23 protein-coding genes are annotated in these 25,158 nt (G+C 72.4%); 7 read left to right on the top strand and 16 right to left on the bottom strand.

Features of this window, described 5'->3' with window-relative positions:
- Nucleotides 1–25 precede the first annotated feature (25 nt).
- The gene (locus ACFYPJ_RS13280; protein ID WP_389015103.1) at nucleotides 26–1,534 is read right to left on the bottom strand and encodes a PLP-dependent aminotransferase family protein; all 1,509 of its coding nucleotides are present in this window, start codon (nucleotides 1,532–1,534) and stop codon (nucleotides 26–28) included.
- Between the two features lie 259 nt (nucleotides 1,535–1,793).
- On the opposite strand from ACFYPJ_RS13280, the gene ACFYPJ_RS13275 reads away from it, so the two are divergent.
- The 3 genes from ACFYPJ_RS13275 to ACFYPJ_RS13265 all read left to right on the top strand — a co-directional run bounded on the left by ACFYPJ_RS13275 (nucleotide 1,794) and on the right by ACFYPJ_RS13265 (nucleotide 4,642).
- A complete protein-coding gene (locus ACFYPJ_RS13275; protein ID WP_389014969.1) occupies nucleotides 1,794–2,561 on the top strand; it encodes a glycerophosphodiester phosphodiesterase in 768 nt (255 codons plus the stop codon).
- A gap of 73 nt (nucleotides 2,562–2,634) precedes the next feature.
- On the top strand, nucleotides 2,635–3,978 hold the full coding sequence (locus ACFYPJ_RS13270; RefSeq protein WP_389014966.1) for an MFS transporter: 1,344 nt from the start codon (nucleotides 2,635–2,637) through the stop codon (nucleotides 3,976–3,978).
- A 289-nt stretch (nucleotides 3,979–4,267) separates the two neighbouring features.
- Nucleotides 4,268–4,642 carry an RNA polymerase-binding protein RbpA gene (locus ACFYPJ_RS13265; protein ID WP_003977404.1) on the top strand — a complete coding sequence of 125 codons (375 nt, stop codon included), beginning with the start codon at nucleotides 4,268–4,270 and terminating at the stop codon, nucleotides 4,640–4,642.
- A 134-nt stretch (nucleotides 4,643–4,776) separates the two neighbouring features.
- Here ACFYPJ_RS13265 and fxsA read toward each other — a convergent pair whose 3' ends face one another.
- The 4 genes from fxsA to ACFYPJ_RS13245 form a co-directional block, all read right to left on the bottom strand.
- Nucleotides 4,777–5,340, bottom strand: coding sequence for an FxsA family membrane protein (gene fxsA / locus ACFYPJ_RS13260; RefSeq protein ID WP_389014964.1), 564 nt, complete (start codon nucleotides 5,338–5,340; stop codon nucleotides 4,777–4,779).
- Nucleotides 5,341–5,544: 204 nt separating this feature from the next.
- The gene (locus ACFYPJ_RS13255) at nucleotides 5,545–6,336 is read right to left on the bottom strand and encodes a polyprenol monophosphomannose synthase (RefSeq protein WP_389014961.1); all 792 of its coding nucleotides are present in this window, start codon (nucleotides 6,334–6,336) and stop codon (nucleotides 5,545–5,547) included.
- Nucleotides 6,337–6,869: 533 nt separating this feature from the next.
- The gene (locus ACFYPJ_RS13250) at nucleotides 6,870–8,483 is read right to left on the bottom strand and encodes an amidohydrolase (RefSeq protein WP_389014958.1); all 1,614 of its coding nucleotides are present in this window, start codon (nucleotides 8,481–8,483) and stop codon (nucleotides 6,870–6,872) included.
- A gap of 238 nt (nucleotides 8,484–8,721) precedes the next feature.
- On the bottom strand, nucleotides 8,722–9,162 hold the full coding sequence (locus ACFYPJ_RS13245) for an Lrp/AsnC family transcriptional regulator (protein WP_389014955.1): 441 nt from the start codon (nucleotides 9,160–9,162) through the stop codon (nucleotides 8,722–8,724).
- A gap of 268 nt (nucleotides 9,163–9,430) precedes the next feature.
- Here ACFYPJ_RS13245 and ACFYPJ_RS13240 point away from each other — a divergent pair, with 268 nt between their 5' ends.
- Nucleotides 9,431–9,868: a hypothetical protein gene (locus ACFYPJ_RS13240; RefSeq protein WP_389014952.1), complete on the top strand. Its 438-nt coding sequence runs from the start codon at nucleotides 9,431–9,433 to the stop codon at nucleotides 9,866–9,868.
- A 10-nt stretch (nucleotides 9,869–9,878) separates the two neighbouring features.
- On the opposite strand, the gene ACFYPJ_RS13235 is transcribed toward ACFYPJ_RS13240, so the two are convergent.
- The 3 genes from ACFYPJ_RS13235 to ACFYPJ_RS13225 form a co-directional block, all read right to left on the bottom strand.
- Nucleotides 9,879–11,012 (bottom strand): phosphotransferase family protein, encoded by a 1,134-nt coding sequence (locus ACFYPJ_RS13235; protein WP_389014949.1) that lies wholly within the window; start codon nucleotides 11,010–11,012, stop codon nucleotides 9,879–9,881.
- Between the two features lie 11 nt (nucleotides 11,013–11,023).
- Complete coding sequence (locus ACFYPJ_RS13230) at nucleotides 11,024–12,133, bottom strand: hypothetical protein (protein ID WP_389014946.1); 1,110 nt, start codon at nucleotides 12,131–12,133, stop codon at nucleotides 11,024–11,026.
- Between the two features lie 226 nt (nucleotides 12,134–12,359).
- Nucleotides 12,360–13,586 (bottom strand): acyl-CoA dehydrogenase family protein, encoded by a 1,227-nt coding sequence (locus ACFYPJ_RS13225; RefSeq protein WP_389014943.1) that lies wholly within the window; start codon nucleotides 13,584–13,586, stop codon nucleotides 12,360–12,362.
- Between the two features lie 335 nt (nucleotides 13,587–13,921).
- Here ACFYPJ_RS13225 and ACFYPJ_RS13220 point away from each other — a divergent pair, with 335 nt between their 5' ends.
- The gene (locus ACFYPJ_RS13220) at nucleotides 13,922–15,175 is read left to right on the top strand and encodes a glycoside hydrolase family 18 protein (protein WP_389014941.1); all 1,254 of its coding nucleotides are present in this window, start codon (nucleotides 13,922–13,924) and stop codon (nucleotides 15,173–15,175) included.
- A gap of 213 nt (nucleotides 15,176–15,388) precedes the next feature.
- Here the strand turns inward: ACFYPJ_RS13220 and ACFYPJ_RS13215 are convergent, their stop codons facing one another.
- Together ACFYPJ_RS13215 and ACFYPJ_RS13210 are read right to left on the bottom strand one after the other, a co-directional pair.
- A complete protein-coding gene (locus tag ACFYPJ_RS13215; RefSeq protein WP_389014938.1) occupies nucleotides 15,389–15,529 on the bottom strand; it encodes an SCO1431 family membrane protein in 141 nt (46 codons plus the stop codon).
- A gap of 178 nt (nucleotides 15,530–15,707) precedes the next feature.
- Nucleotides 15,708–17,069, bottom strand: coding sequence for a peptidase C39 family protein (locus ACFYPJ_RS13210; RefSeq protein WP_389014935.1), 1,362 nt, complete (start codon nucleotides 17,067–17,069; stop codon nucleotides 15,708–15,710).
- Between the two features lie 245 nt (nucleotides 17,070–17,314).
- Between ACFYPJ_RS13210 and ACFYPJ_RS13205 the strand changes: the two genes are divergently transcribed.
- Nucleotides 17,315–17,935 (top strand): uridine kinase, encoded by a 621-nt coding sequence (locus tag ACFYPJ_RS13205; RefSeq protein WP_389014932.1) that lies wholly within the window; start codon nucleotides 17,315–17,317, stop codon nucleotides 17,933–17,935.
- 432 nt (nucleotides 17,936–18,367) lie between these two features.
- On the top strand, nucleotides 18,368–20,233 hold the full coding sequence (locus ACFYPJ_RS13200) for an AAA family ATPase (protein WP_389014929.1): 1,866 nt from the start codon (nucleotides 18,368–18,370) through the stop codon (nucleotides 20,231–20,233).
- Between the two features lie 94 nt (nucleotides 20,234–20,327).
- Here the strand turns inward: ACFYPJ_RS13200 and ACFYPJ_RS13195 are convergent, their stop codons facing one another.
- The 6 genes from ACFYPJ_RS13195 to ribH form a co-directional block, all read right to left on the bottom strand.
- Complete coding sequence (locus ACFYPJ_RS13195) at nucleotides 20,328–21,413, bottom strand: hemolysin family protein (protein WP_389014926.1); 1,086 nt, start codon at nucleotides 21,411–21,413, stop codon at nucleotides 20,328–20,330.
- Entirely contained in the window at nucleotides 21,410–22,744 is a 1,335-nt protein-coding gene (locus ACFYPJ_RS13190) for a hemolysin family protein (RefSeq protein WP_389014923.1), read from the bottom strand. Before ACFYPJ_RS13190 ends, ACFYPJ_RS13195 begins: the two co-directional genes overlap by 4 nt.
- A gap of 206 nt (nucleotides 22,745–22,950) precedes the next feature.
- Nucleotides 22,951–23,415 (bottom strand): PH domain-containing protein, encoded by a 465-nt coding sequence (locus tag ACFYPJ_RS13185; protein ID WP_389014920.1) that lies wholly within the window; start codon nucleotides 23,413–23,415, stop codon nucleotides 22,951–22,953.
- 22 nt (nucleotides 23,416–23,437) lie between these two features.
- Nucleotides 23,438–24,295 carry an ATP phosphoribosyltransferase gene (hisG, locus tag ACFYPJ_RS13180; RefSeq protein ID WP_389014917.1) on the bottom strand — a complete coding sequence of 286 codons (858 nt, stop codon included), beginning with the start codon at nucleotides 24,293–24,295 and terminating at the stop codon, nucleotides 23,438–23,440.
- A gap of 69 nt (nucleotides 24,296–24,364) precedes the next feature.
- Nucleotides 24,365–24,637 carry a phosphoribosyl-ATP diphosphatase gene (locus ACFYPJ_RS13175; RefSeq protein ID WP_389014914.1) on the bottom strand — a complete coding sequence of 91 codons (273 nt, stop codon included), beginning with the start codon at nucleotides 24,635–24,637 and terminating at the stop codon, nucleotides 24,365–24,367.
- 34 nt (nucleotides 24,638–24,671) lie between these two features.
- The gene (gene ribH, locus ACFYPJ_RS13170; protein ID WP_389014911.1) at nucleotides 24,672–25,157 is read right to left on the bottom strand and encodes a 6,7-dimethyl-8-ribityllumazine synthase; all 486 of its coding nucleotides are present in this window, start codon (nucleotides 25,155–25,157) and stop codon (nucleotides 24,672–24,674) included.
- Nucleotide 25,158: the final 1 nt, after the last annotated feature.

Here is a 25,158-nt window from a genome sequence, read left to right as displayed (position 1 = left end):
CGGCGGCACCGCGGACGACCCGTCGCTACGCGACGAAAGTCCGCGGCGCCTCCGTCCCGGTGCTCGCCCCCGACTCCACCAGGCGGGCCGCCGCCGCCAGCCGCGCCGCCGCCTCCTCGGCCACCGCACCGCCCACGGTGAACGGCAGCCGCACATAGCCCTCGAAGGCACCGTCGACGCCGAAGCGGGGGCCGGAGGGCACCCGCACCCCGACCCGCTCCCCCATCTCCGCCAGCCGCGAACCCGACAGGCCGCCCGCGCGCACCCACAGCGTGAGCCCGCCCCGGGGTACCTCGAACTCCCAGTCGGGCAGTTGTCGCCGTACCGCCGCCACCAGGGCGTCCCGGTTCTCCCGGGCCTCCCTCCGGCGCAGTGCCACCGCCTGTTCCCAGCCCCCGGTGCCGAACAGCCAGTTCACCGCCAACTGCTCCAGCACGGGCGTGCCCAGATCGGCGTAGGCCCGCGCCGCGACCAGGCTGCGGATGACGTCGGGGGCGGCGCGCACCCAGCCGATGCGCATCCCCGCCCAGAACGCCTTGCTGGCCGAGCCGACCGTGACCACCGTCGAGCCGGCCGGGTCGAACCCGCAGACCGGCCGCGGCAGCGCGGCACGGTCGAGGTCCTCGTCGAGCCACAGCTCGCTCATCGTCTCGTCGACGACGAGCACCGTGCCCGCCGAGCGGGCCGCGTCCACCATCCGGCGCCGCTGGTCCTCGTCGGCGAGCGCACCGGTCGGGTTGTGGAAGTCGGCGACGACGTACGCCATCCGCGGGGCCGCCTCGCGCAGCACCTGCCGCCAGCGGTCCAGGTCCCAGCCCGCGAGCCCGTCGGCCATGGCGGCGGGGACCAGCCGGGCGCCCGTCTCCCGCATCAGCTGGAGGATGTTGGCGTAGGACGGCGACTCCACCGCGATCCGCTCGCCGCGCCCCGCGAAGAGATGGCAGATCGCGTCGATCGCGCCCATCGCGCCGGTGGTGACCATGATCTGCTCGGGCATGGTCGGGATCCCGCGCGCGGTGTAGCGCTCGGCGATCATCGCGCGCAGCGGCGGGATTCCGGCCGGATAGTCGCCGTGGGTGCGGGCGTACGGGGGCAGTTCCTCCAAAGCTCCCTGGACGGCCCGGGTGAGCCACGGCTCGGGGGCGGGCAGGGACGCGCAGCCGAGGTCGATCACCGAGCCCAGCGACTCGGGCGGGAGCGGTTCGAGGCCCCGCGCGGGCAGCGGGTTCCCGGCGGGCACGGCGGTCCAGCTGCCCGCGCCGCGCCGGGACTCCAGGAAGCCCTCGGTGCGCAGCGCCTCGTAGGCGGCGGCGACCGTGGTGCGGCTCACGGACAGTGCCAGGGCCAGTTCGCGTTCGGCGGGCAGCCGGGCGGCCACCGGCACCCTGCCTTCCAGCACCAGCAGCCGGATGCCGTCGGCCAGCGCGCGGTAGGCGGGCGGGCGGCGGGTGCCGGGGGCGGCCGGGCGGTCCCGCTGGGGAGTGAGCAGTCGCGCGAGCTGCGCGGCACCCACCGCTGAGGTCCACTGCGCCACGGACATCAGTCCACCTTCCTCAGATTGGCCCTGAACGGCGTTTCGTACCCAGCCACAGAGTGCCATGAGTGAGGCCACCAACACCATCAGATGGCACCTTTCACCCACACCCGGCCAAGGCCGGTCAGGGCGGCGACGGCTCCAACCCGCCCGTGGGACCGCCGGCACAGAGCTTCCTGCGGGTTTTCGCCGCTGCGTCGGCAGCCCGCGGCAGCACGGCCGTTGCCGCGGGGTCACCCGGACGGGCGATACTGCGTCCGTGAGCACGCCACGACGCCACCCCTACCTCGACCATCCCGGCCCGATCCCGTTCGCCCACCGGGGCGGTGCCGCCGACGGCCTGGAGAACACCGTGGCGCAGTTCCGGCGCGCGGTCGGACTCGGTTACCGGTACATCGAGACCGACGTGCACCGCACCGCGGACGGGAAGCTCGTCGCCTTCCACGACGACACCCTCGACCGGGTCACCGACGGAGCGGGCCGGATCGCCGACCTCCCCTGGTCGGACGTGCGCGGCGCGCGCGTGGCGGGCAGCGAACCGGTGCCGCTCTTCGAAGAGTTGCTGGAGACCTTCCCCGAGGTGCGCTGGAACGTCGACCTCAAGGAGGAGCCGACGCTGCCGCCGTTCCTGGACCTGGTCGAGCGCACGGACTGCTGGGACCGGATCTGTGTCGGCTCCTTCTCCGAGAGTCGGGTGGCGCGCGCCCAGCGGCTCGCCGGGCCACGGCTCGCCACGTCGTTCGGCACCCGGGGCGTGCTGGGGCTGCGGCTGCGCTCCTGGGGAGTGCCCGCCGCCGTGCGCCGGTCCGCGGTCGCCGCCCAGGTCCCTCAGTCCCAGTCGGGCATCCCCGTGGTCGACCGGCGTTTCGTCCGCGCGGCACACGCGCGTGGGCTGCAGGTGCACGTGTGGACGGTCAACGAACCGGAACGGATGCACCGGCTCCTCGACCTGGGCGTCGATGGCATCATGACCGATCGCATCGACACATTGCGCAAGGTCATGGAGGACCGGGGCGTCTGGGCCTGAACACCCCGGTCCCACCGGGCCCGCGCGCGGGCACCTTCAGGGCGGCACCTTCACCGGGGAAGCGAGGGCACGGGTGAGCACGCGGACCGTGCGGGCGGGGGCGGCCGATGTCGCCGAACGGCGGCGCGAACAGCGCGGCTGGTACTTCTACGACTGGGCGTGCTCGGTCTATTCGACGAGTGTCCTGACCGTTTTCCTCGGCCCCTATCTGACCTCGGTCGCCGAGGCGGCAGCGGACTCCGAGGGCTTCGTGCACCCGCTCGGGATACCCGTGCGGGCGGGCTCGTTCTTCGCCTACGCGGTCTCCCTGTCGGTGATCCTCGCGGTCGTGGTCATGCCCCTGGCGGGTGGCCTGGCCGACCGCACCGGCCGCAAGAAGCACCTGCTCGCGGTCGCCGCGTACACCGGGGCAGCGGCGACGACGGCCATGTTCTTCCTGGACGGCGACCGCTATCTGCTCGGCGGGCTGCTGCTGGTCGTCGCGAACGCGGCGCAGTCCGTGGCGATGATGCTCTACAACTCCTATCTGCCGCAGATCGCCGGGCCCGAGGAGCGCGACGCGGTCTCCTCACGCGGCTGGGCCTTCGGCTACGCGGCGGGCGCCCTCGTACTGGTCGTCGATCTGGTCCTCTACTCGGCCCACGACTCCTTCGGCCTGTCCGAGACGGCCGCGGTGCGGATCTGCCTGGCCTCGGCCGGACTGTGGTGGGGCGCCTTCACGCTCGTACCGCTGCGCCGGCTGCGCGACCGCCGGACCGCGGTCGCCGCCGCCACGGCCCCGGGGCTGCGGCAGCTCGCGGCGACCGTGCGCGACATGCGCCGGCACCCGCTGACGCTGGCCTTCCTGCTGGCGTACCTCATCTACAACGACGGCATCCAGACGGTGATCTCGCAGGCGTCGGTCTACGGCTCCGAGGAACTGGGACTCGGCCAGTCGACCCTGATCGTGGCCGTGCTGCTGGTCCAGGTGCTGGCCGTGGCGGGAGCGCTGGCGATGGGGCGGCTGGCCCGGCGCTACGGCGCGCAGCGCACGATCCTCGGCTCGCTCGTCGCCTGGACGCTCACCCTGGCGGCCGGGTACTTCCTGCCCGCCGGGGCACCGGTGTGGTTCTTCGTGCTCGCCGCCGGGATCGGGCTGGTGCTCGGCGGCAGCCAGGCGCTGTCCCGGTCGCTGTTCTCGCACCTCGTCCCGCCGGGCAAGGAGGCCGAGTACTTCGCGGCGTACGAGGTGAGCGACCGCGGGATGAGCTGGCTCGGCCCGCTGCTGTTCGGTCTCACCTACCAGCTGACCGGCAGCTACCGTTCGGCGATCATCTCCCTGGTGGTCTTCTTCGTCATCGGGTTCGCGCTGCTCGCACGGGTCCCCGTGCGCAGGGCGATCGGCGCGGCCGGGAACCCGGTCCCGGAGAAGATTTAGCACGGATTTAGCACTCGTCGCGAAAGAACGGTAGTGTACGCCTTTGGCCTGCCAGGCGTACCGTTACTGCGCGTCAGAGTTACTGAAACGCTGGGTGACATCTACTAGTAGATGTGACAAACCGGGCGCCGATGGGTACTGCACTGGTTGACAAGGCTGCGGCTACGACGGCGACGCATGACCCGGAACGGGACTCGGAACGGGAATCTTTACCGCCGACCGGACGTTGACCGGATGACGACGACAGCGACACCTGTCCTGTGGGCGACAAGCCCGGGAGGCACGATTCATGAGTGAGCGAGCTCTTCGCGGTACCCGCCTCGTGGTGACCAGCTACGAGACGGACCGCGGTATCGACCTGGCTCCGCGCCAGGCCGTGGAGTACGCATGCGAGAAGGGGCACCGCTTCGAGATGCCCTTCTCGGTCGAGGCGGAGATCCCGCCGGAGTGGGAGTGCAAGGTCTGCGGTGCCCAGGCACTCCTGGTGGACGGCGACGGCCCTGAGGAGAAGAAGGCCAAGCCCGCCCGCACACATTGGGACATGCTGATGGAGCGGCGCACCCGTGAGGAACTCGAAGAGGTCCTTGAGGAGCGGCTGGCGGTTCTGCGCTCCGGGGCGATGAACATCGCGGTTCACCCCCGGGACAGCCGTAAGTCCGCCTAGCGGGCATCCGGACAACTCGGCACATGAGCCATCGCGGGCGCCGTACGTGAGTCAGACGTACGGCGTCCGCGTTTTTGCGCCAACTCGCCGCCGCGGCACCGCGTCGCCATGGACGGCACGGGCCACGGCGGGCCTCAGCGCGCCAGGGGCGGGCGCGGCTCGCGGGCCGCGTCCTCCGGTGCGCCGGCTTCCTCCTTGATGACCTCACCCTGGACGACCTTGCCGTCGGGGCGGTGCATGCGGGCCTGCTGGAAAGCGTCCCCCAGGGAGCCGGGGGCCGCTTTGCCGAGCCTGCGCTCAAAGATCCGCTCCGCGTAGCGGCTCACGGCCTTCTGGACCGGTGGGACCAGCAACAGCAGACCCGCCACGTCCGAGACCAGCCCCGGAACGATCAGGAGCAGGCCGCCCAGCATCATCAGGCCGTTGCCGCCGCCGCGCTCCGGGGACCCCCCGCGCTGCATCGCCTCGTTCAGGCTCCGGAAGGCACGGCGGCCCGCCCGCTTGATGACCACCGAACCGGCCACGACGCCGGCCACCAGCAGCAGGAACACCGTGAAACCGCCCGCCGCTCCGGCGACCTGGGTCAGCAGCCAGATCTCCAGGACGAACCAGACGGCGATGCCCAGCGGCAGATAACGGCGCAGCCGGGAGCGGTGAGGCCGGGCCGGGGGCGGAGGAGTCTGAGCGCCAGTCGTCATACCCCCAGTGTGCCTGGATCCCGCTCTGTACGGGACAAGGGGGCGGCCGCCGTCGGAAGGGACACGGGACCTTGCGACCGGCCGGGTCACGTCGCGGACGGCCGGCGACGGATCACGGGCCGCCCGGCGGCAACGTCAGACCCGTCCGGCGCCATGCCGGGCCCGTCCAGCCGAGTGTCCGGCCGGCCCGCTGCCGGCCGGACGTCAGGACTTGCGCTTCCCCGTGATCTTGCCGACCCGTTCGCCCACGCCCCACGAGGTGACCCGCCACAGCGCCTCCACGAGGATGTCGCGGCTCATCTTGGAGTCGCCCAGTTCCCGCTCGACGAAGGTGATCGGGACCTCTACGACGTGGTAGCCCGCCTTGACGGCACGGCGGGCGAGGTCGACCTGGAAGCAGTAGCCCTGGGAGGAGACCTCGTCCAGACCGAGACCTTCGAGGGTCTCGCGGCGGAAGGCGCGGTAGCCGCCGGTGATGTCGCGCAGCGGCAGGTCGAGGGCGAGCCGCGAATAGAGGCTGCCGCCGCGGGAGATGAACTCCCGGCTCCTGGGCCAGTTCACCACCCGGCCGCCCGGCACCCAGCGGGAACCCAGCACCAGGTCGGCGCCCTTGAGCGCGGTCAGCAGCCGGGGCAGTTCCTCGGGCTGGTGCGAGCCGTCGGCGTCCATCTCGACCAGCACGCCGTATCCGTGCTCCAGGCCCCAGCGGAAGCCCGCGAGATAGGCGGCGCCCAGGCCCTCCTTGCCCTTGCGGTGCAGCACCTGGACGTGGTCGTCCGCGACGGCGAGCTCGTCGGCTAGCTTGCCCGTGCCGTCCGGGCTGTTGTCGTCGGCCACCAGCACGTGCGCCTCGGGGACGGCCTTGCGTACCCGGCCGACGATCGCCTTGACGTTCTCCGCCTCGTTGTAGGTCGGGATGATCACCAAAGCCGTACCGAGCGGACCGAACTGCCTTCCCCCGGACTGAGCCGCGGGGGTCCCGTCGCCGTCGTTCACTGCTGTCCCTTCATGTCGTACGCAGGGGTCCACCATAGTGGCCGTCGCCTGCGATGACGTGCTGACTGGTTTGTGTGGCGGTGTCGATTCCGCAAGAGCGGGGTAAGACCACGCGCCGGGCGCGGGTTCCCGCTGCGGATGGAGGCCCGGCGCCCTTCGGGCCGACCTGGGACCCGCTGGCTGCGGGTCGACCGAAAGCCGTTGTCTACTGAGCGTCCGGGCCCCACCCGGGTCGCACCTCCCCGACCGGCCGGAACGTTCCCTCGTCGGCGCGGGCGCTGAGCCTGGCTCCCAGCGACGGTGCCCCGGTGCGGCGCACCGTCCCTGACCCAGCGGCGCTGCGACAAGTGCGCGGAAGCTCCCCGGTCGGGCGTCCGGTGGTGGACTCGGCCGAACCTACCGGCCCCCGGCCGGGGGCTGTCAACAGCCGTTTGACCTGCATGGATACCTGTTCGTCCCAGGTCCTCGCGGAGGATGCGCAGGTCGCGCGACGGGGCGGCGGACGATGATCGCCGCCGCGCCACCCCGGGAGATCACTCGCCCGGCCCTACGAACACCGTCCGCCCGCCCACCACGGTGCGCAGACAGACCGGCAGGTCACGGCCCGGGGTCAGGTCGGGCAGTCCCGGCGTGCCCGAGCGCGGGTCCGTCGACCAGCGCGCGACGCGGTCGTCGGGCGCCTGCACGACCAGTTCGTCGGTGCGCCACACCGCGTAGTCCGCGGGAGCGCCGGGCACCAGGACGCCCGCGTCGTCCCGGCCCACGGCCCGCCAGCCGCCACGGGTGTGCGCGGTGAACGCGGCGCGTACCGAGATGCGGTGCTCGGACGTGCGGTGGAAGGCCGCCGCGCGCACCGTGCCCCAGGGGTCGAGGGGCGTGACGGGGCTGTCGGAGCCGAGGGCGAGGGGGACGCCCGCGCGCAGCAGGGCCGCGAACGGGTTGAGCGCACGGGCCCGCTCCGGGCCGAGCCGTCGGGCGTACATGCCGTCCGCACCGCCCCACAGCGCGTCGAAGGCGGGCTGGACGGAGGCGGTCAGGCCCAGTTCGGCGAAGGCGGCGATGGTCTCGGGGGTGAGGAGTTCCGCGTGCTCCACCCGGTGCCGGGCCGCGCGGATCCGGCCGAGGCCGATCTTCTCGGCGGCGCCGCGCACGCCCTCGACCACGGCCGTCACCGCGGCGTCGCCGATGGCGTGGAAGCCCGCCTGCATCCCCGCCTCGGTGCAGGCGATCACGTGTGCGGTGACCGCCGCGGCGTCGAGGTAGCCGAGGCCGGTGTGGTCGGCGTCGGCGTAGGGCTGGTGCAGACAGGCGGTGTGCGAGCCGAGGGCGCCGTCCACGAACAGGTCGCCCGCGGCGCCGAACGCGCCCAGCTCCCGGGCCTTCGCGACGCCCTCGTCGCCCTGTTCGGCCCAGTAGCCGACGACGCGGGGGCCGGGCTCCCGCGCGGCGAGCTCCAGCAGGCCGGTGAAGTCGTCCTCGGAGGAGATCCGCGGGCCGCCGCACTCGTGGAGGGTGCCGATGCCGAGGGAGGCGGCGTGCGCGAGGGCGGCCCGCTGCGCCTCGGTGCGCTGGGCGGGCGTGACGGCCGCGAGCGCGGCGGCCCGCACGGTGTGGTGGTCGTCACCGGTGAGCGGGGCGTCCTCGCGGGCGATCCGGTCCGGCAGCAGGTCCAGCAGGGCGGTGCTCACGACGGCCGAGTGGACGTCGATGCGGGAGAGGTAGAGCGGGCGCCCGCCGGTGGCCTCGTCCAGTTCCGCGCGGGTCGGGGGCCGGCCGCCGGGCCAGCGGGCGGCGTCCCAGCCGTGTCCGAGCAGCACACGGTCGCCCGGGCGGGCCGCGGCGAACTCGCGGACCAGGGCCAGCGCCGCTTCGCGGGTGGGGGCCGCCGACAGGTCGAGGCCGGTGCGGGCCAGACCGGTGGAGGTGAGGTGCACATGGGCGTCGGTGAAGGCCGGGGTGACCAGGGCGCCGTCCAGGTCGACCACCTCGTCGACGCCGTCGGCGAAGGCGTCGGCGGCACCCTCGGAACCGACCCAGGCGACCTGGCCGTGCTCCACGACCATCGCGGTCGCGAAGGGGTCGGCGGGACTGTGCACTTCTCCTCGGCGCAGGAGAACGGTCTTCGGGCCGGAGGGTCGCTCGCTCATGCCCCACAGTCTCTCGCGGATCACCGGCCGCACGGCACTCGGGGCGTACCGCGGAGGTGCTCGCGGACCGGGCGGACGCAAACGGGACACGCCGTCGGTGCCGACGCCGCGCGCGGCGCAGCCGACCGGGCCCGCCGAGACCACCGACACCACCTGGTCCGCACGACTCGCACAGCCCGCAGAGACCTCAGAGACCTCAGAGGATCGTGCGGTGCAGCTGTGCGTGCGGGCCCGCGGCTCAGATCTTCGGCGGCCGGGCCTCGTACGGCGTGGACAGGACCACCGTGGTGCGCGTGGACACACCCGCGAGGGACCGCAGCCGGGCCAGCAGTTCCTCCAGTTCGTGCGGTGTGCCCACCCGTACCTTGAGGATGTAGTTCTCGTCGCCGGCGACGCTGTGGCACGCCTCGATCTCGGGGATACCGGCGAGGCGGTCCGCGATGTCGTCGGGAGCGCTGGGGTCGAACGGTTTCACCGAGATGAAGGCGGTCATGGGCAGTCCCACGGCCTCGGGGTCGACGATCGCGGCATAGCCGCGGATGACTCCGCGCTGTTCCAGCCGGCGCACCCGCTGGTGCACGGCCGACGTGGACAGGCCGGTGGCCCTGCCCAGGTCTGTGTAGCTCATCCGCCCGTCCGTGACGAGCAACTGCACGATCTGACGGTCCAGCTCCTCCATGGCGCCAGAATTTACCGTGCGCTTGATCTCCTCGGATACCCGACCAACCCAGGTCATACCCGGTTTGAGCCGTCCCCGAGGGCCGGCGGCCGCGTTGCGGAGGGACAAAACAACCGCACCGGGCAGCCGCGAAGGGGGTGTGACGAACACCACATCCTTTGGGCTAGCTCCGTAATGCTCTCGTGATTACCGCCGAGAGCGGACGGGAAGTGCTTGCTGTGGTCGAGGCCGCAGTGCCTTCACGGCCCAGCCCGAGGGGGAGAATCCCATGCAGAGTCTTAAGCGCCCTGGTCGTACCGTGCCCAAGCGGCAGCAGCCGGCGGTCGAGCCCCAGCCGGAGGGCGTCGAACCCTACGCCGACGACATCGAGGAACTCGACGCCTACGAAACCTTCGAGATGTACCGGGTGATCTGCCCGGACTGCGCGCAGCCCATCGCCCTGCTGGCGGACGAGGACGTCCTGCCGGAGCACGCGCTGTGTGCCTCGCCGTGGAACCCGTTCGGTCTCACGGTGTGCTCGGGCACGGGCCGTTCGGCCGCCCAGGCCCGGTCCGCGGACGAATCCGCCGCCCCCCAGGAACAGGACACCGCCCTCCTGCTGACGCTGCCGCAGAGCCTGGACTGGCGGACGCAGCCCTTCTCGCACGTCGGCGGCCCGAGCTCGCGCCCGATGCGGGTACCGGAAATGCGCCGCCAGGCCGCCTGAGCCGGCCCGGTCAGTCCCGATAATCGCCCTGCACCATGGCCCGCAGGCTGGCGTGGTGCAGGATCAGCGTGTCCGGGTCCGCCGGCCGGGCGACTTCTCCGAAGTGCAGTTGCCGGTAGGCGATGCGCAGCATGACGATCGCGTGCCGCAGGGCGGCGTACAGGATGTGGAAGTCCATGTCCCGGGGCGGGTGGCCGGTGAGCCGGGCGTAACGTTCCTCCACTCGTTCGCGGCGCAGCAGGTCCGGCAGTCCGCACTGTCCGGCGGCGACCGTCAGGTCGTGGAAGAAGCGGTGCAGATAGATGGTCCAGCCGAGGTCCACCTCGCGCGGGGCGAGCGCCGCCATCTCCCAGTCGAGTACGCCGACGGGGTCGAAGCCGTCGTAGACGACGTTCCCGATGCGTGCGTCTCCCCAGGTGAGCACGGGCTGTGCGGGCTCCCGCGGCCAGAGTTCGACGAGCCGGTCGAACGCCGCCTCGATCAGCGGTGACCTGGGCAGGCCGTCCACCACCCAGGCGTAGTAGTCGCGCTGTGCGGTCACGTGCCGCCGCAGGCAGTCGCCGTCGCCCGGCAGCGCGAGGAACCCCGCCTCGGCCGGCGGGACCTGATCGTGCAGCCGGGCCAGCAGCCCGACCGTGGCGGCCTCCAGGTGCGCACGCTCCGCGGGGCTCGCCGCGTGCAGCCAACTCCCCTCGTACGTATAGGGCATGACGTCCGGGGGCACCCGTCCGGCAACCCGCTCCATGACGAAGAACGGCGCACCCAGCGGGCCGGGATCCTCCTCCAGCCACAGCACCTTCGGCACCGGCAGGTCGGTGCGCTCGCCCACCAGCCGCATGGTGCGGTACTGACGGACCATGTCGTAGCGCGGGAAGACGGTGTACGCCGCCGGATCCGCCGCCAGCCGCAACGCGCAGGCCGTTCCGGGAGCACCGCCCGCCCCGGCGGAGCCGGGAGAGCCGGCGGGCGGTTCGGGGTGCTCGATGTCGAACAGCAGGGTTTCGCTGGACATGCCGTTCGAGGCGGGGACGGAGACCCGGACCGCGGTGGCGCCGGGCAGTCTGGTGCGGAGCCAGCCGGTGAGCCGGCGGGCGACGTCCGCGGGGTCGCGGGTGGTGGTGCGGGGGCGCGGTGCCGTGGCCATCTCGACCTCCTTCAGGGCGCCACCGAGTCGAAGCCGGTGAATCCGCTGGGATCGTGCCGTCCGAACGAGCCGTGCTCGAAGATGCCGTACCCGACCCGCCCGTCGAACCGGAACCTGGCGGAGTGGTCGACGACCCCGAAGGCGGCCCGGGAGGAGGGCGGCGCCGGCGGGTCGGTGAGGTCGTAGGTGCGGCTGTCGGTCCAGCCCCGGCCGCGCCAGGTGCCGTGCTGCCAGTCGTCGGCGGGCGGGTACCCGGCGCCGATCGCGAGCGGGGAGGAGGTCAGCACCTCCATGTCGAGCGGCTGGGGCTCGCGCGGGTCGCCCAGGTGGATCACCGCCCGCTCCGGGTGGCGGGTGCCGGACCGGTAGCCGATCTCGGCCCGGGGCCAGCCGAGTTGGCGGTCGCGCCGGCCGGGTCGGACGAGGGTGGCGTCGTTGAGGGTGCGGTAGCCGTCGGCGTCCTCCTGGGTGATCACCATGAGGAACCGGTCGGCGAAGCGGACGGGACACCAGATCCAGTGGAAGCCCCCGGCCGGCTGCTCCTCGGCGAACCGGCCGCCCTCCTCCCCCGGTATCGGCCGCACGCCCCAACTGCGGTCACGGGTGCCGGTCCACTCCGCGGCGTCGACCCGCAGTTCCTCGTCGCCGGCCCGGATCACGCCCTCCACGGTGCCGGCCTGGACGAATCGGCGCCCTTCCAGGGTGAGCCGGTCGCCGCGGCGCTGAAGGTGGTGGGGCTCCCACAGGGCGGGGAACGCGGCCGTCCACGTCAGGTCGTACGACAGCGCGCCCTCGCCCGTCAGCCGCAGCCGGCGCAGCGGCTCCTGGACCTCGATCCTGAGCGGGCCGACGGCGAGGTGCATCCGGTCGTCGCCGAGCGCGTCCGAGGTGCGCACCGCGTGCAGGGTGTCGCCGAGCCGGAGAGTGGCGTAGGCATCGATCACGCCCAGGTTGGGGTAGACCCCGAGCCCGAGGATCAGCAGGGCGCGTCCCTGGTGGTCGAGGACGTGGAAGATGCAGCGGTCGTAGGCGTTCCGGTCCCCGGTGGCCAGGTGCTTCATGGACAGCGGCACCTGGTGCACGGGGTACTCGTCGAGCGGCACGGGACGGTCGTCGGCCACGGAATCCCCCTGGAGAGAGTGGAGCTGACGGTACGTCAGCAAACCGGACGAAGCCAGAGGCGGAACAGGACGGACCCCGGACGCGGCCCGGACACGGACACGGATGCCGACGTGGGCCGGGACGGCGGCCTGCCCCGCCGCCGCGTGCGCCCGCCCACGGCGACCGGGAGCCGCACCGGCCCCCGGACCACGGCACCCGAAGGGCACCCGGCCCCGCCAGGTGAGTTCAGCGCCCCTCGGGCCCCGCCAGGTGCCGGGCGATGACCATCCGCTGGATCTGGTTGGTGCCCTCGACGATCTGCAGCACCTTCGCCTCGCGCATGTAGCGCTCCACCGGGAAGTCGGCGGTGTAGCCGTATCCGCCGAGCACCTGCACCGCGTCGGTGGTCACCTTCATCGCGGTGTCGGTGCAGTGCAGCTTGGCCATGGCCGCCTGCTTGGCGAACGGAAGACCCGCGTCACGCAGCCGGGCGGCGGCCAGGTAGAGCGCGCGGCCCGCCTCGATCTGGGTCGCCATGTCGGCGAGCAGGAAGCGCAGGCCCTGGAAGTCGGAGATCGGCCGCCCGAACTGCCGGCGGCCGGCGGCATAGCCGACGGCCTCGTCCAGCGCCGCCTGGGCCAGCCCGATCGCGCAGGCGGCTATGCCGAGCCGCCCGGAGTCGAGTGCGGCGAGGGCGATGCCGAAGCCCTGGCCCTCCTCACCTATCCGCCGCTCGTCGGACACCCTTACACCGTCGAAGTGGATCTGGGCGGTGGGCGAGCCCTTCATGCCCATCTTCTTCTCCGGCGCCGCCGCGCTCAGGCCCTCGGCGTCGCCGGGCACCAGGAAGGCGGTGATCCCGCGCGCTCCTTCCGCTCCGGTGCGCGCCATCACCGTGTAGAAGTCGGCGACCCCGCCGTGCGTGATCCACGCCTTGGTGCCGTCGATCACCCAGTCCGGGCCCCGCCCGGCCCCGCTCGCGCCGGCGGTGTCCCCGCCCCGGGCGGCGCCCGCGTCCGCGCGCACCGCCTTGGTCCGCAGGGAGGCGGCGTCCGAGCCGGAGGACGGCTCGGAGAGGCAGTAGGCGCCGAGCAGTCCGCCGCCGAGCATGGCGGGCAGGTGCCCGGCCCGCTGTTCCTTGCTGCCGTGGGCGGCGAGCGGATAGCAGGCCAGGGTGTGCACGCTGACCCCGAGGCCGACGGTGAGCCGGGCCGCGGCCAGTTCCTCCAGGACCTGGAGGTAGACCTCGTAGGGCTGGTCACCGCCGCCGTACTCGGCGTCGTAGGGCAGGCCGAGCAGTCCGGATTCGGAGAGCAGGGTGAAGATCTCGCGCGGGAAGCGCCCGGCGTCCTCTTCCTCGGCCGCTCGCGGGGCGATCTCACGCTGGGCGATCTCGCGGACGAGCGAGATCAGGTCCCTGGCCTCGTCCGTGGGCAGCTGACGCTCCACGGGCTGAAGGGCACGGTCGGACATGGCGACGGCCTCCTCCCTTGTCGGGCGAATCGGCGAACGCGCGCCGCGGGTGGGGCGGCTCCGCCTGGGTCGTTCCTCCGCTGTCGCGGCGCGCGCTCCCGAGTTGCGGAAGACGCCGGCCTACGGCTGTGTGCTGCGAGTATGCCCGATCAGCGCCCTACGGTCACGGGTTAACGAGCGCTTACTCCGGCAGATGTTCCACCCGTTCCGAATCCCGAAGCCGGTCCGAACCATTGACCAGAGTGGTCTAGTCCTCCTAGCCTCTCGGGTCAACGCTTGATCGCGTTCATGCCAATCGGCGCGCGTTCCCCTCTCCCCCACGAGGAGACACACCGATGCACGTTTCCCTTCGTTCCCGCCCCCTGCGGGGGCTGCTCTCGGCCGTGTGCGGCGCCGTCCTCGGCGCCGGGCTGCTGGCCGGCGCGGGCAGCGCCACGGCGGCGGCCCCCACGGCCGCCACCGCCCCGGCACCGAAGGCCGCCGCCGCAGGTTCCAAGGTCGTCGGCTACTTCACGGAATGGGGCGTCTACGACCGCAAGTACTTCGTCAAGAACGTCGAGACCTCCGGCTCGGCCGACAAGCTGACCCATATCAACTACGCCTTCGGCAACGTCACCGGAGGCAAGTGCGCGATGGGCGACGCCAACGCGGCGACCGACCGGGCCTTCACCGCCGCGGAGTCCGTGGACGGCGTCGCGGACACCTGGGACCAGCCGCTGCGCGGCAACTTCAACCAGCTCCTCAAGCTGAAGCAGAAGCACCCCGGCCTGAAGATCCTGTGGTCCTTCGGCGGCTGGACCTGGTCCGCGGGCTTCGGCGAGGCGGCGAAGGACCCCGCCGGGTTCGCCCAGTCCTGCTACGACCTGGTGAACAACTCCAAGTGGGCGGGCCTCTTCGACGGCATCGACATCGACTGGGAGTACCCGAACGCCTGCGGCAACACCTGCGACACCAGCGGCCGGGACGCCTTCAAGAACGTGCTGGCGGCGCTGCGCTCGAAGTTCGGCTCCAGCAGCCTGGTGACCGCGGCGATCACCGCGGACGCCTCCAGCGGCGGCAAGATCGACGCCGCGGACTACGCGGGCGCGGCCCCGTACGTCGACTGGTACGACCCGATGACGTACGACTTCTTCGGCGCCTGGGACGCGACCGGTCCGACGGCCCCGCACTCGCCGCTGACCTCCTACTCCGGCATCCCGAAGGCCGATTTCAACTCTTCCGCGACCATCGCGAAGCTGAAGGGCCTCGGCGTACCGGCCGACAAGCTGCTGCTCGGCATCGGCTTCTACGGCCGCGGCTGGACCGGCGTCACCCAGGACGCACCCGGCGGCACGGCGACCGGCCCGGCGGCGGGTACCTATGATCAGGGCATCGACGACTACAAGGTGCTCAAGACCAAGTGCCCGGCGACCGGCACCGTGGGCGGCACCGCGTACGCCAGGTGCGGCAGCGACTGGTGGAGCTACGACACCCCGTCGACCATCGCGACCAAGATGACCTACAAGAACGAGCAGGGCCTCGGCGGCACCTTCCTCTGGGAGCTGAGCGGGGACACCTCGAACGGCGAACTGATCAAGGCCATCAGCTAGGACCAGCGGCGCAGGGCGGGGCGGGGGCCGAGGGGCCCGCGTCCCGCCTCGGTCGTCCCTGCGGCCGGTGGGACGGCGGGGACGCGAACTCACAGCACCGCGCGCCCGCGGCCGGACGGCGGCGGGCAGCCGGTCGGTGTTCGATCCGGACCCGGTCCCAAGAGGCTGCCGGACGTCCACGGCAATGCCGGACGTCCACGGCAGGTCAGCACATCACAGCAGGCCCAGCTGGGTCACGAGCATGGCCAGGACCACGACCAGGGTCCAGCCCACCACGTGCTCAAGGACTTTCGGCCCGTCGTCCCGGGGGCCACCGGTGCGGGTACGGACGGCGGAAGCTGAGTGTGCGGTCATGACATCTCACTGGGTCGGCTGCGCTGGACGGACTCCCCCACCGTGCTGTCCACCATGCCACCGCCGGCGGCCCGCGCGGCGGAGAGGTTGGTCACAGGCGCACAGCCCCCGGCTGTCACAGGCGGCACAGCCCCCGGGCACCAGGGGCCGGTGCCCGGGAGCCGCGCCGCCCATCGGCTCAGCGCACACCGACCGCCGCGAGCGCCTGCCGCTGGCGTGCCGTCGGCTGCGCCGGGAAGTAGAGGTAGCAGACCCCGCCGGTGCCCGACGCCACCGCGCCACTGGCGTTGTACCGCTTGGTCCTGAGCCAGATATTTTCCCACTCGCGCCGCGGGTAGACGCGGCGCACCGCCTGGTTGTCCGGCGAGGCCGGGTCGTTGGCGATCACATCGCCCTCGGCGGTGAAGCCGATCACCGTCATCAGGTGCCCCGAGGTGCCGTACCCGGCACCGGTCAGCTCCGTCTTGAGGAACGACTGGGACGTGATGGCCGGGATGCCGGCCGCGATCAGCGTCTCCAGGTCGGTGAGCGAGCCGAGCCGGGTGACCACGCCCTGCAAGCCCTGGAAGGTGGCCGCGTAGGCCGCGTTGAACGGCCAGTTGCCGCAGCCCGCGTACTGGTAGTCGTAGGTGTACCGGGCGGCGTGGTCCACCTGCGGGTCGGCGTAGTCCGGGTCGACCCAGGACAACTGCTCGGGGGTGAGCCGGCCGCCCCAGTACTCGATGATCATCTGCGAGGAGGTGGGGCTGCACCACGCCTCACCGCCGTTGTCGTACTCCGGGTACTGGCCCGCGTGCACCTCCTGCGAGTACCGCGGGACGACCAGTTCCTGGGCGAGGCCGGGCGTGGAGGCCGGGACGGTGAAGCGGTCCGGGACGTCGGAGCCCATCGCGCCGAGCCGCCAGACGGTGGGGGTCAGCTTCGTGCCGGGCCTGCGGTAGAGGGTGAGCCGGAGCCGGTACGACACCAGGCGCAGCCCCGTGGAGGCGTCGTCGATGGCGAAGGTGTCCGTCCAGACGCTGCTCCTGCCGTCGCTCTGGCCGTCCACGGAGGTCCGCCGGATGTCCTGGTCACCGGCGGCCCAGCGGCCCATCACGTACCACGGGGTCGGCGTGCCGTCGGAGTACGTCCCGCTCAGCTCGACCTGGAGCCAGGTGCCCTCCGGGGTGTGCGCGTTCCAGGAGGCGATGGCCTCGGTCGACGGGACGGAGAGGCGGTGGACCGGCGAGGTCCAGGTGGCGTACTCCCAGGCGGCGGTGGTGCCGGTGTGCGGGTCGGTGTAGTCGGTGGTGCCCGCGGGGGCGGCGATCACCACGCCGGGCCGGGCGCCCGTGACGGCCCGCGCTCCCTTGACGGCACCGGAACGCCAGTCGGCGTACGTGGTCCAGGCGCGGTAGTCCGCGGTCGGGGCGGGTGCCGGGTCGTCGGTGTCGGGGACGGACGCGGACGCGGCGGCCGCCGGTCCTGCGCCCGAGGCCACGGCGGCGGCGACCGCGACGGTCAGGACGGTTCTACGGGACGGGTGTTCGGCGTTGCTCATCGGCGGAAGTACCCCCAGGTGTCCGTGTCTGCACAGGTCCGCTCCGCGGCGGGGCTGCCCGCGGGCCCGACGGCCGTGCTGTTGTCCGCCAACTATGGATCAGGCGGCATGCCCCTGCCAGCACTTCGACCCAGGCCGCGCCCACGAATATTGGTCTCGTCCACTGGCGGCACCGGACCGGTCCCACGGGCGCCACTAGGATGTTTCCGAAATACCGCCCACGCACCCTCGCCCCGGGATCCGCCATGCACGACCTCGCCTCCCGACTGCGCCGCCGCCCGCCGTCCTGCGGTCCGGTCCGGCTGATCGGCATCGACGGCCACGCGGGCTCGGGGAAATCCACGTTCACCGGGAAGGTGGCCGCCGCTCTGGGCGGGGCGCCGGTGCTGCACCTCGACGACATCGCGAGCCACGACGAACTGTTCGGCTGGACCGCACGGCTGCTGGCCCAGGTGATCGAACCACTGGCCCGGGGCGCGAGCGCGTCGTACGCCCCCTACGACTGGCGGGCGCGGTCCTTCGGCCCACCGCGCCCGCTGCACCCGGCACCCGTGGTCCTCGTCGAGGGCGTCGGGGCGGGCCGGCGGGCCCTGCGGCCGCATCTGGCGGGGCTGCTGTGGATGGAGCTGGCACGCGAGGAGTCCTGGGCCCGCGGGCGCCTGCGGGACGGGAGCGAGCAGCGGGAGTTCTGGGCCGGCTGGGTCGCGGCGGAGCGCCGGCACTTCGCCGCGGACCCTTCACGGCCGTACGCCGACCTGCTGGTACGCCAGTCACAGCAGGGGTACGAGGTGCTCCCGGGGCCCGCCGCCCCCGGCGGATCCGACCGGATCGTCACACTGGGTGATGGCCCGTCGGCCGTGTGCTGACCTTGTGAAGGTCTCTGCATGAGAACTTCTCCGGTCGCTTCAACTCCGCTTGACCCGGGGGCCGTACAGGACTTACGTTCTCGATGTGCGGCCATTCGGAGCCGCCCACAGACGCGAGGCCCCCGGTTGTTCCCCCGTGATCGGGGGCTTCGTTCTGCCAGCACCCCCCTTTCCCGCACGCGCACCGCGCCGATCCGCTCACCCACGGTCACTGTGCGGTGTGCGCCCCGTCTGCTCCCACCTCGTCAAACGGCCCGTGCGACACCCTTCGGCGGGCGCCCACCGCGCGGGTACGATGCCCCTGGTGCGACCTACGATCGGCAGTTTCGCGCACCTGCAACTCCGGTCCGCGGCACAGCGGTTCGACCAAAGGCGACCACCGGGCACACGCCCGGCGGTGAACCAACCGGGGCACGGTTTGTGGGGGACGTGATGGACTTCGGCACGCAGGGCCCCGAGGCCCCTGCCGACCTCGCCTGGCTGCGAGGCGTGGACGCCTACACGATGGGCGCCTATCCACAGGCGGAAGAAGAGTTCCACACCGCGGTGCGGCTGGATCCGGGGATGGCCGACGCCTGGCTCGGGCTGCACGCGCTGCGCGTCGACACGACGACCGCGCTGCTGCGGATGTTCCGGCACCGGGACCGCTTCGGCGAGCAGCGGGCCCGGCACCGCCGGGCCCTCAACTCCTGGTACTGGCTGGGCTGGTGGGTGCAACCGGTGCTGGAGAGCCCGCGCGACCTGCTGCTCGCGCACTCCTCGCACTGGCTGGACGGCCGCCATGTGCCGGAGCTCGACCGGGCGCTGGCCGGCCTGCCGCCCGTGGACACCGACCCGCAGGTCCGCTTCCTGCACGCCTGCCGCGCGTATCTCGTCAAGGACTGGGAACAGCTCGTCCGGCACACCGACTCGCTGCAGGACGACGCCATGCTCGGCATCGAGGCGGGCCTGTTCGGCGGCATGGCCCGGGTCCGCCTGGAGATGTACGGCCAGGCGGAACCGCTGCTGGCGGCGGCCCTGATGCGCTGCCGCAGCGAGCAGCCGCAGCGCAAGGAGCTGCGCTACTGGCTGGCCCGGGCGCACGAGGGCACGGGCCGCAGCGCCGCCGCCCTCCCCCTGTACCGGGCGGTGCACCGGGTCGACCCCGCTTTCATGGACACCTCGGCGCGGCTCGCCGCCATCGCCGAGGGCGACGGGTACGACGACGCGGCGGACCTCGCGGCGATCATGCTCACCGGGGCCGGGCAGGACAGCGTGGACGGCCCGGACCTGCTCGACCCCTTCTTCGGCACCGAGGGCCGCGACCTGCGGCTGCCCGAGCCCGACCTGCCGCCGGCCGGCTCGCTGCCGGCGGTGACCGATCCGACGGTACGGCAGCGGGCCGGTCTGCCGTCGCCGCCGCTGCCCCCCGGTCCCACCGATCCCGCCCTGCTGGAGGAAGCGCTCGCCGAACTGGAGCGCATGGTGGGGCTGGAGCCGGTGAAACGCCAGGTCAAGGCGTTGTCGGCGCAGTTGAACATGGCGCGGCTGCGGGCCGGTCAGGGACTGCCGGTACAGCCGCCGAAGCGGCACTTCGTCTTCTCCGGCCCCTCGGGCACCGGCAAGACCACCGTCGCCCGCATCCTCGGCCGGGTCTTCTACGCCCTCGGGCTGCTCGGCGGCGACCACATGGTGGAGGCCCAGCGGGCCGACCTGGTCGGCGAGTACCTGGGCCAGACCGCCGTGAAGGCCAACGAGCTGATCGACTCGGCGATCGGCGGCGTGCTGTTCGTGGACGAGGCGTACTCGCTGTCCAATTCCGGCTACGGCAAGGGCGACGCCTACGGTGACGAGGCACTTCAGGTGCTGCTCAAGCGGGCGGAGGACAACCGGGACCACCTGGTGGTGATCCTGGCCGGCTATCCCGAGGGCATGGACCGCCTGCTGGCCGCCAACCCCGGGCTGTCGTCCCGCTTCACCAGCCGCGTCGACTTCCCCTCCTACCGGCCGCTGGAACTCACCGCGATCGGCGAGGTGCTCGCCGAGGAGAACGGCGACGTGTGGGACGAGGAGGCGTTGGACGAGCTGCGGTCCATCGCCGGGCACGTGGTCGACCAGGGGTGGATCGACGAACTGGGCAACGGACGGTTCCTGCGGACGCTGTACGAAAAGAGCTGCGCCTACCGTGATCTGCGGCTGTCGGGCTGTCCCGGAGCGCTGTCCCGGGACGACCTGGCGACGCTGCGGCTGCCCGATCTGATGCAGGCGTACGGCGAGGTGCTGTCGGGGCGGGGGCCGCAGGATCCGTCGGCCAGGTGACCCGCGGATCCCGCGCCCCGGTGCGGGCGGCCGGACCGGTCCCGGCCGAAGGCCCGGCCCGTCGGACCTGCCCGGCCGACCGCCCCGGTCCGGCTCAGCCCGCCAACGCCTCCTCCGGCTCCCCGCTCACCCGCGGCTCCGTCACCTTGGGGCCGCCGGCCCGGCGGTGCGCGGGATCGCGTACTTCGCCGACCAGCAGCTCCAGTACGTCTTCCAGCGCGACCAGACCGAGGATCCGGCCGGACGCGTCGGCCACCTGCGCCAGGTGGGTGGCGGCCCGCCGCATCACGGTGAGCGCGTCGTCCAGCGGCAGTTCGGCCCGGAGCGTGGTCATCGGCCGCCACACCTGCTGCGGCACGGCCCGCTCCGACTCCTCCAGGTCGAGGACGTCCTTCACGTGCAGATAGCCCATGAAGGCGCCGGACTCGGTGGCGACCGGGAAGCGGGAGAATCCGGTTTCCGCGGTGAGCCGGACGATCTGCCCCGGGGTGGCCGAGGGGGGCACCGTCACCAGCGACTCCCGCCCGAGGAGTACGTCGGTGACCGGGCGCGAGCCCAGTTCCAGCGCGTCCTCCAGGCGCTCCTGCTCCTCGGGGGCGAGGAGCCCCGCCTGCCCGGAGTCCTCCACCAGCCGGCCCAGCTGCACGCTGGTGAAGACGGCCTCGACCTCGTCCTTGGGTTCGACGCGGAACAGCCGCAGGATGCCCTGGGCGCAGGCGCCGAGCGCCACGGTGATCGGCTTGCACAGGCGGGCGAAGGCGACCAGGCCGGGGCTGAGCCACAGCGCCGTCTTCTCCGGTGCGGCCATCGCCAGGTTCTTCGGCACCATCTCGCCGATCAGCAGGTGGCAGAAGACCACCGCGGCGAGGGCGACGACATAGCCGAGCGGGTGGATCATGCCGTGCGGCAGATGGATCCACTCGAACGCGGGCTCCAGCAGTTGCGCCACCGTCGGCTCGGCGACCGCGCCCAGGGTCAGTGAACACACGGTGATGCCGAACTGGGCGGCGGCCATCATCTGCGGCAGCCGTTCCAGGCCGTACAGCACCTGGCGGGCCCGTGCGGTGCCGAGCGGTTCGATCTGGCTGCGGCGTACGGAGACGAGCGCGAACTCGGCGCCCACGAAGAAGCCGTTGGCGAGCACGAGCAGCGCGGCGAAGAAGAGTTGCAGCAGGCTCATCGGGCCGCCTCCACGGCCGGGGCCACGGGGACGGTGCGCACCAGCCGGACCCGTTCCGCCCGGTAGTGCCCGACCTGGCGCACCGAAAGCCGCCAGCCGGGCAGCTCGGCCCGGTCGCCGCTCGCCGGGATGCGGCCGAGCAGGTCGGCGACCAGGCCGGCGACGGTCTCGTACGGCCCCTCGGGGACGTCGAGGCCTATCCGCTGCAGGACGTCGACGCGGCAGCTGCCGTCGACGTCCCAGGCGGGTCGGCCGTCCTCGGGCGGTGCGGGTGCGAGTTCGGGGACGTCCTGGCCGTCGTGCTCGTCGCGGACCTCGCCGACGAGTTCCTCGACGATGTCCTCCAGGGTCACCACGCCGGCGGTGCCGCCGTACTCGTCGACGACGACGGCGATGGGCTGCTCGCTGCGCAGCCGGGCCAGCAGCGGCTGGACGCGCAGGGTCTCCGGGACCAGCAGCGCCTTGCGGGCGATCCGGCGGACCGGGGTGCGCAGCCGCTCGTGCGGCGGGATGGCCAGGGCGTCCTTGAGATGGACCATGCCGACGATCTCGTCGATCCTCTCCCGGTAGACGGGGAAGCGGGACAGCCCGGTGGCCCGGGTGAGGTTGACGACGTCCTCGGCGGTGGCCGAGGACTGGAGCGCGCTGACCTTCACCCGCGGGGTCATGACGTGCTGTGCGGTCAGCTCGCCCAGCGACAGCGTCCGCACGAACAGGTCGGCCGTGTCCTGTTCCAGTGCGCCGGCCTGGGCGGAGTGCCGGGCCAGCGAGACGAGTTCGCCGGGGGTGCGGGCGGAGGCCAGCTCCTCGGCGGGTTCGACGCCCAGGGCGCGTACCAGCCGGTTGGCGGCCGCGTTCAGCGCGGCGATCACCGGGCGCAGCAGCCGGGCGAAGCGGTGCTGCGGGCCCGCGACGAACCGGGCGACCTGCAGCGGCCTGGACACCGCCCAGTTCTTCGGTACGAGTTCGCCGATCACCATCTGGATCGCGGAGGCGAGCAGCATGCCGATGACGACGGCGACGCCGGGGACGGCGCCGTCGGGGATGCCGGTGGCGGTGACCGGGCCGTTCAGCAGCTCCGCGAGGGCCGGTTCGGCGAGCATGCCGACGACCAGGGAGGTGATGGTGATGCCGAGCTGGGTGCCGGAGAGCTGGAAGGACAGCTCCTTGAGCGACTCGACGACCGTGCGGGCGCGCCGGTCGCCGTCGGCCGCGGCCTTCTCGGCGTCCGGCCGCTCGACCGTCACCAGGCCGAACTCGGCCGCCACGAAGAAGCCGTTGGCGAGAATCAGCAGGAATGCGGCTGCGAGGAGCAGCAGGGGTGTGCTCATGATGCCGCCGCCTCCACGGTATGTCGGGAGGGGGCGGCGCAGGTACTACAGGACGATCCGTCCATCGCCGGAGGGGGTCACTCCTCGGGTAGCAGGAACCCCTGTGCGCCGGGCGGCACAGCAGGGGCGGAGGCACAACGGGAACGCCTCCGCCCACCAGATTAATCAAGACACCGGCCGACGTGGCAGGGCGGCCGGGCCCCGAGTCAGCTGTGCAGCCGCTCCGGGCCCTGTCCGGCGCGGGCCTCGGCGAGAGCCCGTAGGACGCTCGCGTCGGCGATGGCGCTCTGTTTGGCGATGCCCGGCTGGATGCCGAGCGCAGGCAGGCTGGAGCCGTCGCTGAGGTCGAGGAAGACCCAGGGGTCGCCCGGACGGAGGTTCACCCGGAGGATCTCCGCCCACTCCAGACGGCGCCTGCTGGCGATGTTCACGACGGTGACACCGGACTCGTCGGCGACGACCCGGACCCGGGCGAGCAGCGCCAGCACCCAGAAGATCAGTGCTCCGACGAGGAAGAAGCTGAGCTGTTCCCCGGGGTTGAGCTGCTCCAGCAGCAGCGCTACTCCGCCTATCACCACGAAGATCGCCACACCGGCGGTGAGCAGGATCACCCGGGTGCGGTTCGGGCGGAAGGTCACGGGCAGGTCGGGCAGGTCGGACAGGTCGGACATGGGAGGCACGGTCTCCTCGGCGTCACAGGCGGCAGGCGTGGATGGCCGTGGTCAGGATGGCCCGCGCGCCGATGTCGTACAGATCGTCCATGATCCGCTGGGCGTCCTCGGCCGGAACCATGGCGCGGACGGCGACCCAGCCTTCGTTGTGCAGGGGCGAGATGGTCGGGCCCTCCAGGCCGGGCGTGATGGCGACGGCCTCCTCCAGGTGCTCGGCCCGGCAGTCGTAGTCCATCATCACGTACGTCCGGGCGACCAGGACGCCCTGGAGCCGGCGCAGGAACTGCTGGACCTTCGGCTCGGCCACGTCGTCGGCGTGGGCGCCGGTGCGGCGGATGACGACCGCCTCGGACTTCATGATCGGCTCGCCGATGATCTCCAGGCCGGCGTTGCGCAGTGAGGTGCCGGTCTCGACGACGTCGGCGATGACCTCGGCCACACCGAGTTCGATGGCGGTCTCCACGGCACCGTCGAGGTGGACAACGGAGGCGTCGATGCCCTGGTCGGCGAGGTGTTTGGCGACGATGCCCTCGTAGGAGGTGGCCACCGTCCTGCCGTCGAGGTCCGCGACGCCGCTCGCGATGCCGGGCCTGGTGGCGTAGCGGAACGTGGAGCGGGCGAAGCCGAGCGGCAGGATCTCCTCGGCGTTGGCGCCCGAGTCGACCAGCAGGTCGCGGCCGGTGATGCCGATGTCGAGCCGGCCGGAGGAGACGTAGATCGCGATGTCGCGGGGGCGGAGGTAGAAGAACTCGACCTCGTTCGCCGGGTCGACGATCCGGAGTTCCTTGGACTCCCGGCGCTGCCGGTAGCCGGCCTCATGCAGCATGTCCGCCGCAGGGCCGGACAGGGAACCCTTGTTGGGGACGGCGATGCGCAGCATGAGGTCGGCTTCCTTCGTGTGACGGGGCGGGGAGTGTGCGGAGCTTGCCCGTGGGCTCGGCCGGACGGCCTAGAGATGGGCGTAGACGTCGTCCAGGGAGATGCCGCGGGCGACCATCATCACCTGGACGTGGTACAGCAGCTGGGAGATCTCCTCGGCGGCCGCGTCCTTGCCCTCGTACTCGGCGGCCATCCAGACCTCGGCTGCCTCCTCGACGACCTTCTTGCCGATGGCATGGACTCCCTTGCCGACCAGTTCGGCGGTGCGGGAGCCGGCCGGGTCGGCGTGTGCGGCCTTGTGCTGGAGCTCCGTGAACAGCTCCTCGAACGTCTTCTTCGACATGGTGATCCCCACCCTACGCGGTTGTGGGGACTCGTCAGTGCCCGGTCTCGGATACCGAACGGAGTGCCGCGACGGTCGCGACCGCGGCGGTCACCGCCTCGTGGCCCTTGTCCTCGTGGGAGCCGTCCAGACCGGCGCGGTCCAGAGCCTGCTCCTCGGTGTCGCAGGTCAGCACGCCGAAGCCGACGGGCACGCCGGTCTCCACTGCCACCTGGGTCAGTCCCTGGGTGACCCCCTGGCACACGTAGTCGAAGTGGGGCGTGCCACCGCGGATGACGACACCGAGGGCGACCACGGCGTCGTAGCCGCGGCCGGCCAGTGCCCTGGCGGCCACCGGCAGCTCCCAGCTGCCGGGGACCCGGAGCGGGGCCGGCTCCTCGATCCCGAGGTCGCGCAGGGCGCGCAGGGCGCCGTCGACCAGTCCGTCCATCACCTTCTCGTGCCACTGCGCCGCGATGACGGCGACCTTGAGGTCCCCGACGTTCTTGACGGACAGTTCCGGTGCACCCTTGCCGCTCACG

It is taken from the genome of Streptomyces sp. NPDC006012 (assembly GCF_042871185.1).
Classification (GTDB): domain Bacteria; phylum Actinomycetota; class Actinomycetes; order Streptomycetales; family Streptomycetaceae; genus Streptomyces.
This window is presented reverse-complemented; position numbering and strand designations above follow the sequence as displayed.